12 protein-coding genes, 1 pseudogene and 1 other annotated feature are annotated in these 14,751 nt (G+C 50.1%); of the genes and pseudogenes, 10 read left to right on the plus strand and 3 right to left on the minus strand.

Annotated elements, in window-relative coordinates:
• Window positions 1-58 precede the first annotated feature (58 nt).
• Window positions 59-1,645, plus strand: coding sequence for a Na+/H+ antiporter NhaC family protein (locus KNV97_RS09395; RefSeq protein WP_218562956.1), 1,587 nt, complete (start codon window positions 59-61; stop codon window positions 1,643-1,645).
• Between the two features lie 162 nt (window positions 1,646-1,807).
• Here the strand turns inward: KNV97_RS09395 and KNV97_RS09400 are convergent, their stop codons facing one another.
• A complete protein-coding gene (locus KNV97_RS09400) occupies window positions 1,808-2,677 on the minus strand; it encodes a sigma-54 interaction domain-containing protein (protein ID WP_256612987.1) in 870 nt (289 codons plus the stop codon).
• Window positions 2,678-3,146: 469 nt separating this feature from the next.
• Window positions 3,147-3,283, plus strand: a sequence feature (His leader region).
• A 54-nt stretch (window positions 3,284-3,337) separates the two neighbouring features.
• On the opposite strand from KNV97_RS09400, the gene hisG reads away from it, so the two are divergent.
• The 8 genes and pseudogenes from hisG (at window position 3,338) to hisIE (ending at window position 10,517) form a co-directional block, all read left to right on the plus strand.
• Window positions 3,338-4,234, plus strand: coding sequence for an ATP phosphoribosyltransferase (gene hisG, locus KNV97_RS09405; protein ID WP_218562958.1), 897 nt, complete (start codon window positions 3,338-3,340; stop codon window positions 4,232-4,234).
• A gap of 5 nt (window positions 4,235-4,239) precedes the next feature.
• Complete coding sequence (gene hisD, locus KNV97_RS09410; RefSeq protein WP_136484446.1) at window positions 4,240-5,532, plus strand: histidinol dehydrogenase; 1,293 nt, start codon at window positions 4,240-4,242, stop codon at window positions 5,530-5,532.
• 5 nt (window positions 5,533-5,537) lie between these two features.
• Window positions 5,538-6,578: a histidinol-phosphate transaminase gene (gene hisC, locus KNV97_RS09415; protein WP_218562959.1), complete on the plus strand. Its 1,041-nt coding sequence runs from the start codon at window positions 5,538-5,540 to the stop codon at window positions 6,576-6,578.
• Between the two features lie 76 nt (window positions 6,579-6,654).
• Window positions 6,655-7,728, plus strand: coding sequence for a bifunctional histidinol-phosphatase/imidazoleglycerol-phosphate dehydratase HisB (hisB, locus tag KNV97_RS09420; RefSeq protein WP_218562960.1), 1,074 nt, complete (start codon window positions 6,655-6,657; stop codon window positions 7,726-7,728).
• A pseudogene (gene hisH, locus KNV97_RS09425) lies at window positions 7,728-8,346 on the plus strand (imidazole glycerol phosphate synthase subunit HisH). Before hisB ends, hisH begins: the two are co-directional and overlap by 1 nt.
• Window positions 8,347-8,392: 46 nt before the next feature.
• Window positions 8,393-9,130 carry a 1-(5-phosphoribosyl)-5-[(5-phosphoribosylamino)methylideneamino]imidazole-4-carboxamide isomerase gene (gene hisA, locus KNV97_RS09430; protein WP_136484450.1) on the plus strand — a complete coding sequence of 246 codons (738 nt, stop codon included), beginning with the start codon at window positions 8,393-8,395 and terminating at the stop codon, window positions 9,128-9,130.
• Window positions 9,112-9,885: an imidazole glycerol phosphate synthase subunit HisF gene (hisF, locus tag KNV97_RS09435; RefSeq protein ID WP_218562961.1), complete on the plus strand. Its 774-nt coding sequence runs from the start codon at window positions 9,112-9,114 to the stop codon at window positions 9,883-9,885. Before hisA ends, hisF begins: the two co-directional genes overlap by 19 nt.
• On the plus strand, window positions 9,882-10,517 hold the full coding sequence (hisIE, locus tag KNV97_RS09440; RefSeq protein WP_136484452.1) for a bifunctional phosphoribosyl-AMP cyclohydrolase/phosphoribosyl-ATP diphosphatase HisIE: 636 nt from the start codon (window positions 9,882-9,884) through the stop codon (window positions 10,515-10,517). The genes hisF and hisIE overlap by 4 nt, the downstream gene beginning before the upstream one ends.
• A gap of 102 nt (window positions 10,518-10,619) precedes the next feature.
• Here hisIE and KNV97_RS09445 read toward each other — a convergent pair whose 3' ends face one another.
• Window positions 10,620-11,333 carry a pseudouridine synthase gene (locus KNV97_RS09445; protein ID WP_218562962.1) on the minus strand — a complete coding sequence of 238 codons (714 nt, stop codon included), beginning with the start codon at window positions 11,331-11,333 and terminating at the stop codon, window positions 10,620-10,622.
• 481 nt (window positions 11,334-11,814) lie between these two features.
• On the opposite strand from KNV97_RS09445, the gene KNV97_RS09450 reads away from it, so the two are divergent.
• Window positions 11,815-14,043, plus strand: coding sequence for an NADP-dependent isocitrate dehydrogenase (locus KNV97_RS09450; RefSeq protein ID WP_136484454.1), 2,229 nt, complete (start codon window positions 11,815-11,817; stop codon window positions 14,041-14,043).
• Window positions 14,044-14,229: 186 nt separating this feature from the next.
• On the opposite strand, the gene cspD is transcribed toward KNV97_RS09450, so the two are convergent.
• On the minus strand, window positions 14,230-14,451 hold the full coding sequence (gene cspD, locus KNV97_RS09455; RefSeq protein WP_136484455.1) for a cold shock domain-containing protein CspD: 222 nt from the start codon (window positions 14,449-14,451) through the stop codon (window positions 14,230-14,232).
• Window positions 14,452-14,751 lie beyond the last annotated feature (300 nt).

The following is a 14,751-nucleotide window of genomic DNA, read 5'->3' on the forward strand; positions in this document are numbered from 1 at the left end:
GTTCGTGTAGTTTGTCTGCAGTAGATCTCTAGCCATTTATTACTGGTTTTTGAAGATCATGAATTTAATTGATTTTGCTACCTCACCGTTTTCTGTACTTCCGCCTTTGGTGGCATTGACGCTGGCGATCGTAACACGCCGTGTTCTGGTTTCACTGGGTGTCGGTATTATATTGGGTGCGCTTTTACTGGCTGATTATTCAGTGGGTGGAGCATTGAGTTACATCGGTGAAAAAGTCTCAAACGTTTTTGTCGAAGACGGCGGACTGAACACCTGGAATATGAGTATCGTCGGATTTCTTCTGCTGCTTGGCATGATGACGGCGCTGTTGTCTCTCTCAGGTGGTACCCGTGCGTTTGCCGAGTGGGCCCAGGTCCGGGTTAAAAGCAAACGTGGTGCTAAGTTGCTGGCGGCATTTCTGGGCGTATTCATCTTCGTTGATGATTACTTTAACAGCCTCGCTGTTGGTTCTATCTCGCGTCCTGTGACTGATCGTTTTAATGTATCGCGCTCAAAGCTGGCGTACATTCTTGATTCGACCGCAGCCCCTATGTGTGTTGTTATGCCAGCTTCAAGCTGGGGCGCTTATATCATGACCATTATCAGTGGTATCCTGGTCTCTCACGGTATTAGTGACTATTCTCCGCTGGGTGCTTATCTGCGTCTGGTACCGATGAACTTCTACGCGATTTTTGCCTTAATCATGGTGTTTGTCGTGGTCTGGTTCCAGATGGATATCGGCCCGATGCGCAAGCACGAAATTGCCGCATCTATGGGTAAAGGTTCCGATGCGGATGCCCAGGCTCGCGATCTGAATGATGAACTGGATATTCGTGAAAGTGAAAATGGAAAAGTGTCTGACCTTATTTTTCCGATTGTGGCGCTGGTTATCGCCACGATTGGCGCGATGTTGTGGACCGGTGGTCAATCATTGTCAGAACAGGGTACTGCGTTCAATATCTTGGGTGCTTTCGAGAACACGAATGTCGGTACATCACTGATATATGGCGGCTTGGTTGGCCTAGCAGTCGCTCTGTTTACCGTCGTGAAGCAGGGGATTGCGATCAGCGAAATTGGCGCGACACTGTGGGTTGGCGCAAAGTCGATGTTTGGTGCCATCCTGATTCTTATCTTTGCCTGGACGATTGGTGCGGTGATCGGTGATATGAAGACCGGTGCTTACCTGTCGTCTCTGGTGCAGGGGAATATCGATTCGCAGTGGTTGCCGGTCATCCTGTTTGTGCTTTCGGGCATCATGGCATTCGCAACGGGTACATCATGGGGTACCTTCGGTATCATGTTACCGATTGCCGGTGATATGGCCGGTGCGACAGACATTGCATTAATGCTGCCGATGCTGAGTGCGGTTTTGGCCGGTTCTGTATTTGGCGATCACTGTTCTCCAATTTCAGACACCACGATTCTTTCTTCTACCGGCGCGCGCTGTAACCATATCGACCACGTTTCGACTCAGCTGCCTTACTCACTGGCTGTAGCGGGTGTTTCGGCGATTGGGTATGTCGTACTGGGTATGACAGCATCGGTATTCCTGTCTCTGGCGGCAGCAACGGCGGTATTTATTGCGGTCTGTTTTGCCTTTGTGACGCTATCCCGTGCCAAAATGGCGAGCCTGAAAACGGCCTGATAACCGTCTGATAACCAGGTGGCTGTTTGGTAAGCCTGAGCTGGATTATAAAAACTGGCCCGGTTGATAAAAAACTCCGCAAGCGCGGAGTTTTTTATTTGTGTTGAGATGGTCACTGAAGGCGGTATAACCCGGCATGACTCAGAGCAGGCGCCAAAACGCCTATTTCTGCAAATTATATTTCTTTAATAGTCGATAAAGTGTCGTACGTGATATTCCCATATAGCGCGCTGCAGCACTCATATTATGCTTGTGGTCACTGATGACCTGCAGCAGGTAATCAGAATCAATCGTGTCCGATGCCGGTAGCATTTGCCGATCTGCAATTTCAAGCCCCAAATCCGCAATGGTGATGTTTTTGTCTCCGCACATGATAATTGCACGCTGAATGACATTTCTGAGCTCACGCACATTCCCTGGCCATGAGTGGCGGGTCAGATAGTCGACCACGGCTTTACTGAGGTGTTTTTTCTTGCCGTCGCTCAATAAGTTGAGGAAATACTGGGCATAATCAGGAATATCTGCCTTACGTTCTCTTAATGCCGGAATATACAGCGGCAAGATATTGAGTCGGTAATACAAGTCCTCTCGGAAACCGCCCTGAATGATGTCGTGTTTGAGATCGACGTGACTGGCCGCAATGATACGACAGTCAACGGATACCGAACTGTCAGACCCCAGACGTTGCATTTTTTTAGATTCAATAAAGTGCAGCAGATGAATCTGCAAATCAGAGGGCATATCTCCGATCTCATCCAAAAACAGGGTGCCGTGATTGGAACGCTGGATATAACCAATGTGGTCGGCAATAGCGCCGGTAAAGGCGCCTTTTTGATGGCCAAACAGTTCGGACGCGATCAGACCACTGGCTATGGAGCCACAATTGACCTCAATAAACGGATACTGGGCTCGTGCGGACAGTGAGTGAATCAGTTTGGCACACAACCCTTTACCCACCCCGGTTTCACCCTGGATCAGTACTTCGGCATCGCTGGCGGCGTATTTGGAGATTTTGTTGCGTATATCTGCCATACTCGAGCTACTGCCAATCAGCTCCAGAGTTTTATAATCATTCGGGCATAACACATCGACATGGGTGCTCACAGCTTCGTACCTTGTTAAACAAGACTCCATATAACCCTAGTGCTTCTGGGCTAATTAGGGAGCGATTGGCTGTCTTATATATGAGAAAGCTATCGCTCAGACACGTTTTTTTGTGAAGGTAATTGCTGTGCAACGGTTATTTTAAGGTGTTCGCTGAGTAGCAACTCATCAGGCCGGCATTATCAGTGTTGCCGCTAAGATCAGTAAAAGTGATGTCGATCAGCAGAAGTGACGTTGTTTTTTTTAAAGGTTGTTAGGGTATTTCATACTATTTAACCCGTGGCAGGAAAAAAAATGCAATTAGCAGTTGCAAATTCTGTCGAGCTTAGTTAGTGTTGAAACCAATCAAGTTAACCAGTTCAGAAGTAAATAGTATGCGTAATTTTGTAATGAATATTCATCATCACCATCATCCCTAAGCAGTCTTTCGGGAGATGTACGCATACCCGGGAGGCAGGACTCTCCCGGTGGTTATATGAAAAAATTTTCAGAAATCAGACCCTCGGGAGACAAATCTCTCGAGGGTTTTTTTCTATCTGGCTCAGATAAATCTGAAATAAATTCAATATCTTACAAAGGAATCATGTAATGCAGACACAACGCCTACGAATCGCCGTTCAGAAGAAAGGTCGCCTGAGCAAAGAGTGCCAGGAACTACTGAAAAAGTGCGGTGTTAAATTTAACATCATGGGTGAGCGTCTGGTGGTTCACTCACTAAATATGCCAATCGACCTGCTGCTGGTTCGTGATGACGATATTCCGGGCCTGATCATGGATGGCGTGGTTGACCTTGGTTTTGTCGGTGAGAACGTCCTGGAAGAAGCCTGTCTTGATCGCCAGGCTCTGAACCAGCCAAGCAACTACGTGCCTCTGCGCCGCATGGATTTTGGCGGCTGCCGTCTGTCTATCGCTATCGATAAAGAAATGCCTTACAACGGCCCTCAGGACCTGCGTGGTAAGCGCATTGCAACCACTTACCCTCAACTGCTGAAGTCTTACATGGACAAGCAGGGCATTGATTTCAGTACCTGTATGCTGACGGGGTCTGTTGAGGTCGCTCCGCGCGCTGGCCTTGCTGATGCGATTGCCGACCTGGTATCTACTGGCGCAACACTGGAAGCCAACGGCCTGAAAGAAGTGGAAGTCATCTATGAATCAAAAGCGGTTCTGATTCAGCGTGGTGGTGATTTTGCAGCGGATAAAGTGGCGTTGATCGAGAAACTGTTGGCGCGTATGCAAGGTGTTCAACAGGCGAAAGAGTCGAAATACATCATGCTGCACGCTCCGGCTGACAAACTGGCTCAGATTAAGTCTCTGCTGCCGGGTGCGGAAGATCCAACGGTTCTGCCTCTGTCTGAAGACAAAACGAAAGTAGCCGTGCACATGGTGAGCTCTGAGAACCTGTTCTGGGAAACGATGGAACAACTGAAAGCGCTGGGCGCAAGTTCTATCCTTGTACTACCGATTGAAAAAATTATGGAGTAGTCGCCATGAGAACCGTTGTATGGCAATCATTAAGTGAAGAGCAGCAGGATTCTATTCTGCAGCGTCCGGCAATCGCTGAAGGAGCAAACATTACTGCTGCTGTTTCAGAAGTGATTGGTCAGGTCCGTGCCCGCGGTGATGCCGCATTATTGGAACTGACGGAAAAATTTGACCGCGTGAAGCCGGAATCGATCCGCGTTTCTCAGCAAGAAATTGATGCAGCGTCTGAACGTCTGACTGATGAGATGAAACAGGCTCTCGATCAGGCTTACACCAACATTGCTAAATTCCACAAAGCGCAGAAGCCACAACCGATCAAAGTGGAAACCATGCCAGGCGTGGTTTGTGAGCAGGTAACTCGTTCGATCAACAAAGTAGGCCTGTACATTCCGGGCGGCAGTGCGCCGCTGCCTTCAACGGTTCTGATGCTCGGTGTGCCTGCACAAATTGCCGGCTGCCGTAAAGTGGTGCTTTGCTCACCGCCGCCAATTGCCGATGAGATCCTGTACGTCGCCAAACTGTGTAACATCGATGAAGTGTATAACGTTGGTGGTGGTCAGGCGATTGCGGCGATGGCTTACGGCACAGAAACTGTGTCTAAAGTGGATAAAATTTTCGGCCCTGGCAACGCTTACGTAACCGAAGCTAAGCGTCAGGTCAGCAATGATTTCCGCGGTGCAGCGATCGATATGCCGGCGGGCCCGTCTGAAGTGCTGGTCATCGCTGATGAAACGGCTGATGCTGACTTTATCGCGGCAGATTTGCTCAGCCAGGCAGAACACGGCCCTGATTCACAAGTGGTTTTAGTGACGCCGTCACCTGTTATCGCTGACCAGGTCACTGATGCGGTGCAAAAGCAGTTGGCGCAGCTTTCCCGCTCTGCAATTGCTGAGAAGGCACTGGCATCAAGCCTGATTATTATTGCCGAGTCCCTGACTCAGGCGGTCTCTATCTCTAACTACTATGGCCCGGAACACCTGATTGTTCAGACTAAGAATCCACGTGAACTGGTGCCTTTGCTTGATAATGCAGGTTCTATTTTCCTCGGTGACTGGTCACCGGAATCTGTCGGTGACTACGCTTCCGGTACCAACCACGTATTGCCGACATACGGTTATACCCGTACGTACTCGAGTCTTGGTCTGGCGGATTTCAGTAAACGTATGACAGTGCAGGAGCTAAGCGCAGATGGTCTGCAGGCTCTGGCTCCGACAGTGGTTGCAATGGCAAATGCGGAAGGTTTGGATGCACACCGACGTGCAGTCACCATCCGGGTTGAAAAGTTACAAAAGGCGTAATCATCATGGAAAAACTCGCTCGTAAACAAGTTCAGGCACTGACACCTTATATGTCAGCGCGCCGCATCGGCGGTAGTGGTGATGTTTGGCTCAATGCCAATGAATCACCATTCGACAACGAGTATAAAACGGATTTTACCCGTCTTAACCGTTACAGCGATTGTCAGCCGCCTGCACTTATCGAGGCTTATGCGGCCTACGCTGGTGTGCAGGGTAATCAGGTGCTGACCTCACGTGGTGCCGATGAAGGCATTGAGCTGCTGATTCGCGCTTTTTGTGAGCCGAATGAAGACGCGATTCTTTACTGCCCGCCGACCTATGGTATGTACGCGATCAGCGCTGAGACAATCGGTGTTGAGCGTAAAGTAGTGCCTCTGACGGCTGAATGGCAGCTGGATCTGGATGCGATCGAAGCCAATCTGGACAACGTCAAACTGGTCTTTGTCTGCAGCCCGAACAACCCGACCGGTAACCTGGTCAAGCGCACTGATATCGTTAAGCTGCTGGAAATGACCAAAGACCGTGCCATTGTCGTCATGGATGAAGCTTATATTGATTTCTGTCCGGAAGCCTCGACGGTTGATCTGCTGGCACAGTACTCAAATCTGGCGATTCTGCGCACGTTGTCAAAAGCGTTTGCGCTGGCAGGATTGCGTTGTGGTTTCACCCTGGCGAATGAAGAGCTGATTAATGTACTGCTGAAAGTGATTGCGCCGTATCCGGTACCGGTACCGGTCGCCGATATCGCGGTGCAGGCACTGTCTGAAGCCGGCCTGGCTCGTGCTAAGTTCCAGGTTCTGGATCTCAACGCCAACCGTGCTTATCTGCAGGTGGGTCTGCAGATGATTGCAGGTCTCACCGTATTTGAAGGCTGGGGTAACTACCTGCTGGTGAAATTCCCGGATGGCGATGCGCTGTTTAAAGCCGCCTGGGACCACGGCATCATTCTGCGTAATTCACCGATTGAAAACTGCGTACGAATTTCAGTCGGAAACCGGGAAGAGTGTGAAAAAACCGTTGCGTTTATTCGCAATTATTACCAGTAATCGATAATTAATGAACACTGATCTGTGATGAGTGTGGCAGTGCTGTCCGCGCTGCCGTTAAGAAAAGGATATTCCCGTGAGCAATCAACAAAAAATTCTTTTTATCGACCGTGATGGCACCTTAATTGTTGAGCCGCCGGTTGATTTTCAGGTTGACCGTTTAGATAAACTGAAGCTTGAACCTTATGTCATCCCAAGCCTGCTGGCGCTACAAGATGCCGGTTACCGTTTGGTGATGGTAACCAACCAGGACGGTCTTGGCACCGACAGCTATCCGCAGCAAGATTTCGATGCACCGCACAATATGATGATGGACATTTTTGCATCGCAGGGTGTGAAATTTGACGATGTGCTAATCTGCCCTCACTTTGAGAAAGACAACTGCTCCTGCCGTAAGCCTAAACTGGGTATGGTGAAAGAATACCTGCAAAGCGGCCGGGTGGATTTCCAACACTCTGTTGTGGTTGGCGACCGTGCGACGGATTTACAGCTGGCTGAAAACATGGCAATTCGTGGTATCCAGTACCACCCGGAAACCATGGGTTGGCCAGCAATCGTTAAAGATCTGACGATCAAAGCGCGTACCGCTCAAGTGGTGCGCAAGACCAAAGAAACCGATATTCAGGTGGCTGTCAATCTGGATGAAACCGGCGGCAACCAGATTGAAACCGGTCTGGGCTTTTTTGACCATATGCTGGATCAAATCGCCACGCACGGCGGCTTCCAGATGAAACTGAAAGTGGTGGGCGATCTGCACATTGATGATCACCACACGGTTGAAGATACTGCACTGGCCCTGGGGCAGGCATTGAAAGATGCGCTGGGCGACAAACGCGGTATCGGTCGTTTTGGTTTCAGTCTGCCGATGGACGAGTGTCTGGCACAGTGTGCGCTGGATCTGTCTGGTCGTCCTTACCTTAAGTTTGATGCTGAGTTCAGCCGTCCTCAGGTGGGCGACTTGTCGACTGAAATGGTGTATCACTTCTTCCGTTCTCTGACTGACACGCTGGCGTGTACGCTGCACCTGTCTTCAGCAGGTGAGAATGATCACCACATCATTGAGAGCCTGTTCAAAGCCTTCGGCCGTACGCTGCGCCAGGCCATTCAGGTGCAAGGCAATGAGCTGCCGAGCAGTAAAGGGGTGTTGTAATGAGCCAGAGTCAGAAGGTCGTTATCATTGATACCGGTTGTGCCAACGTTTCTTCCGTGCGCTTTGCGATTGAACGTCTTGGCTACCTGGTGACCATCTCCAAAGACCCTGCCGTAGTGCTGGCGGCAGATAAACTGTTTTTACCTGGGGTGGGCACTGCGAGCGAAGCGATGCAAAACCTCAAGCAGCGCAATCTTATTGAGCTGGTCAAGAAAGTTGAAAAGCCGATGCTGGGTATTTGTCTTGGCATGCAGCTTTTGGGCAAACTGTCGGAAGAGAAAGGTCAGAAGGCCGATGAGATCGTTGACTGTCTTGGCCTGGTAGAAGGCGAAGTCCGCCTGATGCAAACCGGCGACCTGCCACTGCCGCACATGGGCTGGAATACCGTATCAGCCACGCCAGGGCATCCGCTGTTTAAAGATATTGAAGAAGGTGAGTACTTCTACTTTGTGCACAGCTTTGCGATGCCGGTGGGGGATTACACCATTGCTCAGTGTCAGTATGGCAACCCGTTTAGTGCAGCGATCCAGAATGGCAATTACTACGGCGTGCAGTTCCACCCGGAACGTTCTTCAAAAAGCCGGTTCAAAGCTGATTCAAAACTTTTTGGAATTGTAAGGATGAGTGCCTGATGACGGTTATCAGGCCTTAATAAGGAATAGTGATGATCATTCCCGCATTAGATTTAATTGAAGGCCAGGTGGTACGTTTGTATCAGGGCGATTACGGCCAGGTCACCGAATATAAAGTGGACCCAGCAGAGCAGTTCAATCTGTATCACCAGGCTGGTGCGAACTGGCTGCACCTGGTTGACCTGACTGGCGCCAAAGATACCACGGCACGTCAGCTCGATCTGATTGCCAGACTGCTGGCCAGCACTCCGGCTCACATCCAGATTGGTGGTGGTGTGCGCAGTGAGCAAGACGTGATTGATTTGCTGGAAGCGGGTGCACAGCGTGTTGTGGTTGGTTCTACCGCAGTAAAACAACCAGAATTGGTTAAAGGCTGGATGAGCAAATACGGCGCAGAAAAGATTGTTCTGGCGCTGGACATCAACATTGATGCTGACGGCGTGCGTAAGGTCGCGATTTCCGGCTGGCAGGAAGACTCAGGTGTAACCATCGAAGCTCTGATAGATGACTACCTGACGGTCGGTCTTAAGCACGTGCTGTGTACCGACATTTCCCGTGACGGTACACTGGCGGGCTCGAACGTTGATCTGTATGTTGATTTATGTAAGCAGTATCCTCAGGTGCAGTTCCAGTCTTCGGGCGGTATCGGTAGTCTGGCGGATATCGAAGCACTGAAAGATACTGGTGTAGCAGGTGTGATCGTAGGTCGCGCCCTGCTGGATGGTAAATTTACCGCACAGGAGGCGTTCGCATGTTGGCAAAACGCATAATCCCTTGTCTCGACGTTCGTGATGGTCAGGTGGTGAAGGGCGTTCAGTTCCGTAACCACGAAATCATCGGTGATATCGTCCCGCTGGCACAACGTTACGCCGCAGAGGGCGCGGATGAGCTGGTATTTTACGATATCACCGCATCCAGTGATGGCCGCGTGGTGGATAAAAGCTGGGTGTCTCGTGTGGCGGAGGTGATTGATATCCCTTTCTGTGTCGCCGGCGGCATCAAGTCAGCAGAAGATGCAGCGCGTATTCTGGAGTTCGGCGCGGATAAAGTGTCGATTAACTCTCCGGCTCTGGCCAACCCGCAGTTGATCACGGATTTGGCGGATAAATTCGGCGTGCAGTGTATTGTGGTGGGTATCGACTCTTACTTTGATAAAGAGACCGGTAAATACCAGGTGTATCAGTTTACCGGTGATGAAGCATGTACCAAAGCAACCCAATGGGAAACCAAAGACTGGGTGCAGGAAGTGCAGAAACGCGGTGCCGGTGAAATCGTGCTGAATATGATGAACCAGGACGGCGTGCGTAATGGTTACGATCTTGAGCAGCTCAACATGGTGCGTTCAGTGTGTAAAGTGCCTTTGATCGCGTCTGGCGGTGCCGGTGCGATGGAACATTTCGCCGATGCTTACAAGCTGGCTAATGTCGATGGCGCCCTGGCGGCATCGGTGTTCCACAAACAGATCATCAATATTGGTGAACTAAAACAGTATTTAAAACAACAAGAGATCGAGGTAAGACTATGAGCCAAGCAGTACCAAGCCTGACAGAGCTCTCAGACCGCATTAACTGGGAAAAGGTCGATGGTCTTGTACCGGCAATTGTCCAGGATTTCGCATCCAGCCAGGTGCTGATGATGGGTTACATGAACCAGGACGCTCTGGCAAAGACGCTGCAAACTGAACAGGTGACGTTTTTCTCACGCACCAAAGAGCGTCTTTGGACCAAGGGTGAAACCTCGGGCAATGTGTTACAACTGAAAAATATCGCTTTGGATTGTGACCAGGACACGCTGTTGGTTAAAGTCAACCCAATCGGTCCAACGTGTCACACCGGTACCACGACCTGTTGGGATGGCGACTCGCAAGAGGAGTCACAAATGGTGTGGCTTCATCAACTTGAGCAGCTACTGGCTGCCCGCAAGAGTGCCGACCCAGAGTCCTCTTACACTGCCAGCCTATATTCGCGTGGTACCAAACGTATTTCGCAGAAAGTGGGCGAAGAAGGCGTTGAAGTCGCGCTTGCGGCGACGTCGGGCGATAAGGCGGAACTGATTTGTGAATCGGCTGACCTGATTTACCACCTGCTGGTGTTGTTGCAAGATCAAGGCCTGTCGATGAGCGATGTGATTGATAAGCTCAAAGAGCGCCACAAGTAACGCTTAGTGATACGACAGTACGACATAATACAAAACGCCCTTGAGGGCGTTTTGCTTTTGGCCTGAGAAACAACAATGGGCCGGATAAGTTTGATCTGTGTGTCAGAGCTTGATCTCTTTCCATTCACCCGGCTGCAGGTCGCCGAGTACAATATCACCCATAGAATAGCGGATCAGGCGTAGGGTAGGGAAGCCGATATGTGCGGTCATGCGGCGCACCTGACGGTTGCGTCCTTCGATGATGGTGATGGCCAGCCAGGTGGTAGGGATTGCAGCGCGATAGCGTACCGGCGGATGGCGATCCCAGAGTTTTGGCTCGGTCATAATAGCCACCTTTGCAGGCAGAGTCGGGCCATCTTTGAGCGTGACTCCGCGCCGCAGCTGTTGCAGATCTTGCTCTTGCGGGGCGCCTTCCACCTGCACCCAGTAGGTCTTCGGCGATTTAGACTGCGGCTGAGTCAGGCGGGCCTGCAAAATACCATCATTAGTCAGAACCATCAGTCCTTCACTGTCACGGTCAAGGCGACCGGCGGCATAAATGTCCTTGAGCGGAATAAAATCCGCCAGAGTTTTACGCCCTTCACCGTCGGTAAACTGGCTCAGCGTGTCAAACGGCTTATTGAAGATCACCACTTTACGGTCTTGAGGAGACACTCTTGGCTTATCGGCACGCGCACGTTGCCCGTTTGTTGGTTTGCGATGACGTTGTGGACTCTTGGCATTACGCACAGAATCGGAAGATTTTGCTCGTTTAAAATGCGGCTTTGGGGCGCCGTGTGTTGAGGTAGCAGAAGCTCGCGGCGAGCGGGATGACATGTTAAGTACCTTGCAAAAATGTGAATGACTTGTATTTCAAAGTTTCCAGACGGGCGGATTTAAGCTATTATTTGCGCGCCCGAAAACAGTAATGACGAACAAGATGATAGACTATTATCTTAGTTTTGTTTAATTATAACTGCCTTCACTCACGGACTGTATCCCAAGTCATTGGATCTGCTGTCAGACCAGAAGCGCATCGGCCCTCAAAAGCAACTTATTGTATGGAATTGAGTTGTATAGAATTGAGGACAGGGAGCGCGGCGTCGGCATCAAAGCAGCGACAAAGCGACTGGGTATTGGACGGACGCGCAGATTCATCGTGTTCGGCCCGGGACTTGAAGACCGAGACTTGAAAAAGTGGGATTATCGTACCCTGGTTGGACGGCGCTTCCTGCTGGGCAGGAGGGGTCAACAGAGTACGGACATTCACACAGTGTGATGCAATTCATTGCGCTGTTAGAACAAATAGGGAAAGTTCATGCCTACAGAAAAACCTACAATTATCTACACCATCACTGACGAAGCTCCGGCACTAGCCACTTATTCATTGCTGCCAATCATTCAGTCATTTACAGCATCGTCAGGTATCAACGTTGAGACGCGTGACATTTCGTTAGCAGGCCGAATTCTTGCCAACTTCCCTGAGCACCTGAAAGAAGACCAGCGTATCGGTGATGCACTGGCTGAACTGGGTGACCTGGCTCAGACTCCAGAAGCGAACATCATCAAGCTGCCAAATATCTCTGCATCTGTTCCTCAGCTGCGTGCAGCCATCAAAGAGCTTCAGGAAAAAGGCTACAGCCTGCCTAACTACCCAGATGAGCCAAGCACTTACGAAGAAGAAGCGATCAAAGCAACTTACGACAAAATCAAAGGTAGTGCGGTAAACCCTGTACTGCGTGAAGGTAACTCAGACCGTCGTGCGCCTGCATCAGTGAAAAACTATGCGAAGAAGAACCCGCACTCAATGGGGGCCTGGTCTGCAGATTCTAAGTCACATGTTGCAAGCATGGACGACAAAGATTTCTTCGGCAGCGAAAAGTCACTGACTGTCGATGCAGCCACTCAGGTTTCAATTGAATTTGTTGGTAAAGATGGTTCAAGCAAAGTGCTGAAAAAACCATTTGCACTGCAAGATAAAGAAATCATCGATACCACAGTAATGAACAAGAAAGCTCTGGTTGAGTTTTTCGAGAAAGAGATCGCTGAAGCGAAGAGCCAGGATGTACTGCTGTCTCTGCACATGAAAGCGACGATGATGAAAGTCTCTGACCCGGTGATTTTTGGTCACGCGGTTAAAGTGTACTACAAAGAGGTATTTGCTAAATACGGCGAGCTGTTCGAACAGCTGGGTGTTGATGTGAACAACGGCCTGGGTGATGTATACGCGAAGATCCAGACTCTGCCAGAAGCCCAGCGCACTGAGATCGAAGCGGCAATCGCAGCGGTTTATGAAACCCAGCCTGCACTGGCGATGGTTGACTCAGACCGTGGTATCACCAACCTGCATGTACCAAGCGACATCATCGTTGATGCCTCTATGCCAGCCATGATCCGGTCTTCCGGCCAGATGTGGGGCCCGGATGGTAAACAGAAAGACACTAAAGCACTGATCCCGGATCGCTGCTACTCAGGTGTTTACCAGGCCGTGATTGAATTCTGTAAGGAAAACGGTGCTTTCGACCCAACCACTATGGGCAGCGTACCAAACGTCGGCCTGATGGCGCAGAAAGCAGAAGAATACGGCTCACACGATAAGACCTTCATCCTCGACGCTGAAGGTAGCGTGCGCGTTGTAGACGCGGCGGGTAACGTGCTGCTGGAACAAGCGGTTGAAGCTGGCGACATCTTCCGTATGTGCCAGGTGAAAGATGCACCGATCCAGGATTGGGTTAAACTGGCGGTTGCCCGCGCTCGCGCAACGGGTGCACCAGCGGTATTCTGGCTGGATGAAGCTCGCGCACACGATGCAGAGCTGATTAAGAAAGTGAACCAGTACCTGCCTGAGCACGACACTGCGGGTCTTGAAATCAAGATCCTCTCGCCAGTCGAAGCGACTAAGTACTCTCTGGTTCGCATTAAAGAGGGGCTGGATACGATTTCTGTCACTGGTAACGTTCTGCGTGACTACCTGACTGACCTGTTCCCGATTCTGGAACTGGGTACTTCAGCGAAAATGCTGTCTGTTGTTCCTCTGATGAACGGTGGCGGTCTGTTCGAAACCGGTGCGGGCGGTTCTGCGCCTAAACACGTTCAGCAAGTAGAGAAAGAGAACCACCTGCGTTGGGACTCACTGGGTGAATTTTTGGCTCTGGCTGCATCTTTGGAGCATCTGAGCGAAGTCAGCAATAATCCTAAAGCTCAAGTGCTGGCGGATGCACTGGACAAAGCAACCGGTCAGTTCCTGGATACCAACAAGTCTCCTTCACGTAAAGTGGGTGAACTGGATAACCGTGGCAGCCACTTCTATCTGGCTATGTACTGGGCACAAGCTCTGGCTGAGCAGACTGCAGATGCCGACCTGGCCGCAGAATTCGCACCAATCGCGAAACAGATGCAAGACAACGAAGCAAGCATTGTTGCTGAGCTGAACAGCGCGCAAGGTGTGAGTGTTGACCTGGGTGGTTACTATGCACCGGTATTTGAAAAAGCATCCGCTGTTATGCGCCCAAGTGCGACTCTGAACAGCATCATCGATCGTGCGTAATACCTGACACGGAGTCGTTACTCACATACAAGTAACCGTTACTCACATACGGGTAACGGTTTCACGGTAGTCAACGCTCAGATGTATCAGATGTAATAAAAAGAACACCCGCCATATGGCGGGTGTTCTTTTTACGGCAGTCGGTAACGCTTACCGAACAAAATATCTATCATCTTTTGGCAGCGATTATTTTGCTTGTTGACCCTCAATCGGTACAACGCTGCTGGCGTGGTAACCTTTAGGGCCTTGTTCAACTTCATACGATACTGTCTGGCCCGCTTTCAACGTCCGATAGCCATCCATCTGGATCGTTGAATAATGGGCAAAAATGTCTCCGTCTTCACCTTCCGGACAAATAAATCCAAATCCTTTGGCGTTGTTGAACCATTTAACTGTACCTGTAGCCATGCTTTACATCCCTCATGCATTTTCGTTACTGATGTTGTTTAAGAGAAAACTCACTTGTTCTCCATCGTCGTGAGCTCTCCAAGTAGTGAATAGCCATTTAGCCGCTGCCAAATTTTTAGTCACTATTTGACCAATGTAGCCAATGATTGAACACAGTCAATAGGAAAACCGTATAAAGATATGTAGTTTTATAAGTAAATCACTATTGGTCGTACGTAACTCAAACTTATGGCACATGTTGGTGAGTAATTTGCAATTTGTTAATGGCAGGTTGCTAATTTGATAATTTTGACAGTTGCA

Origin of the sequence: Vibrio ostreae (assembly GCF_019226825.1) — a bacterium.
In the GTDB taxonomy this organism is placed as follows: Bacteria; Pseudomonadota; Gammaproteobacteria; order Enterobacterales; family Vibrionaceae; genus Vibrio; species Vibrio ostreae.

Bases quoted from the DNA above. Each gene is read 5' to 3' on its own strand.
- hisIE (WP_136484452.1), top strand. From the start codon at position 9,882: ATGAGCCAAGCAGTACCAAGCCTGACAGAGCTCTCAGACCGCATTAAC.
- hisD (WP_136484446.1), top strand. From the start codon at position 4,240: ATGAGAACCGTTGTATGGCAATCATTAAGTGAAGAGCAGCAGGATTCT.
- hisA (WP_136484450.1), top strand. From the start codon at position 8,393: ATGATCATTCCCGCATTAGATTTAATTGAAGGCCAGGTGGTACGTTTG.
- KNV97_RS09395 (WP_218562956.1), top strand. From the start codon at position 59: ATGAATTTAATTGATTTTGCTACCTCACCGTTTTCTGTACTTCCGCCT.
- cspD (WP_136484455.1), bottom strand. From the start codon at position 14,451: ATGGCTACAGGTACAGTTAAATGGTTCAACAACGCCAAAGGATTTGGA.
- hisF (WP_218562961.1), top strand. From the start codon at position 9,112: ATGTTGGCAAAACGCATAATCCCTTGTCTCGACGTTCGTGATGGTCAG.
- KNV97_RS09400 (WP_256612987.1), bottom strand. From the start codon at position 2,677: ATGGCAGATATACGCAACAAAATCTCCAAATACGCCGCCAGCGATGCC.
- KNV97_RS09450 (WP_136484454.1), top strand. From the start codon at position 11,815: ATGCCTACAGAAAAACCTACAATTATCTACACCATCACTGACGAAGCT.
- KNV97_RS09445 (WP_218562962.1), bottom strand. From the start codon at position 11,333: ATGTCATCCCGCTCGCCGCGAGCTTCTGCTACCTCAACACACGGCGCC.
- hisC (WP_218562959.1), top strand. From the start codon at position 5,538: ATGGAAAAACTCGCTCGTAAACAAGTTCAGGCACTGACACCTTATATG.
- hisG (WP_218562958.1), top strand. From the start codon at position 3,338: ATGCAGACACAACGCCTACGAATCGCCGTTCAGAAGAAAGGTCGCCTG.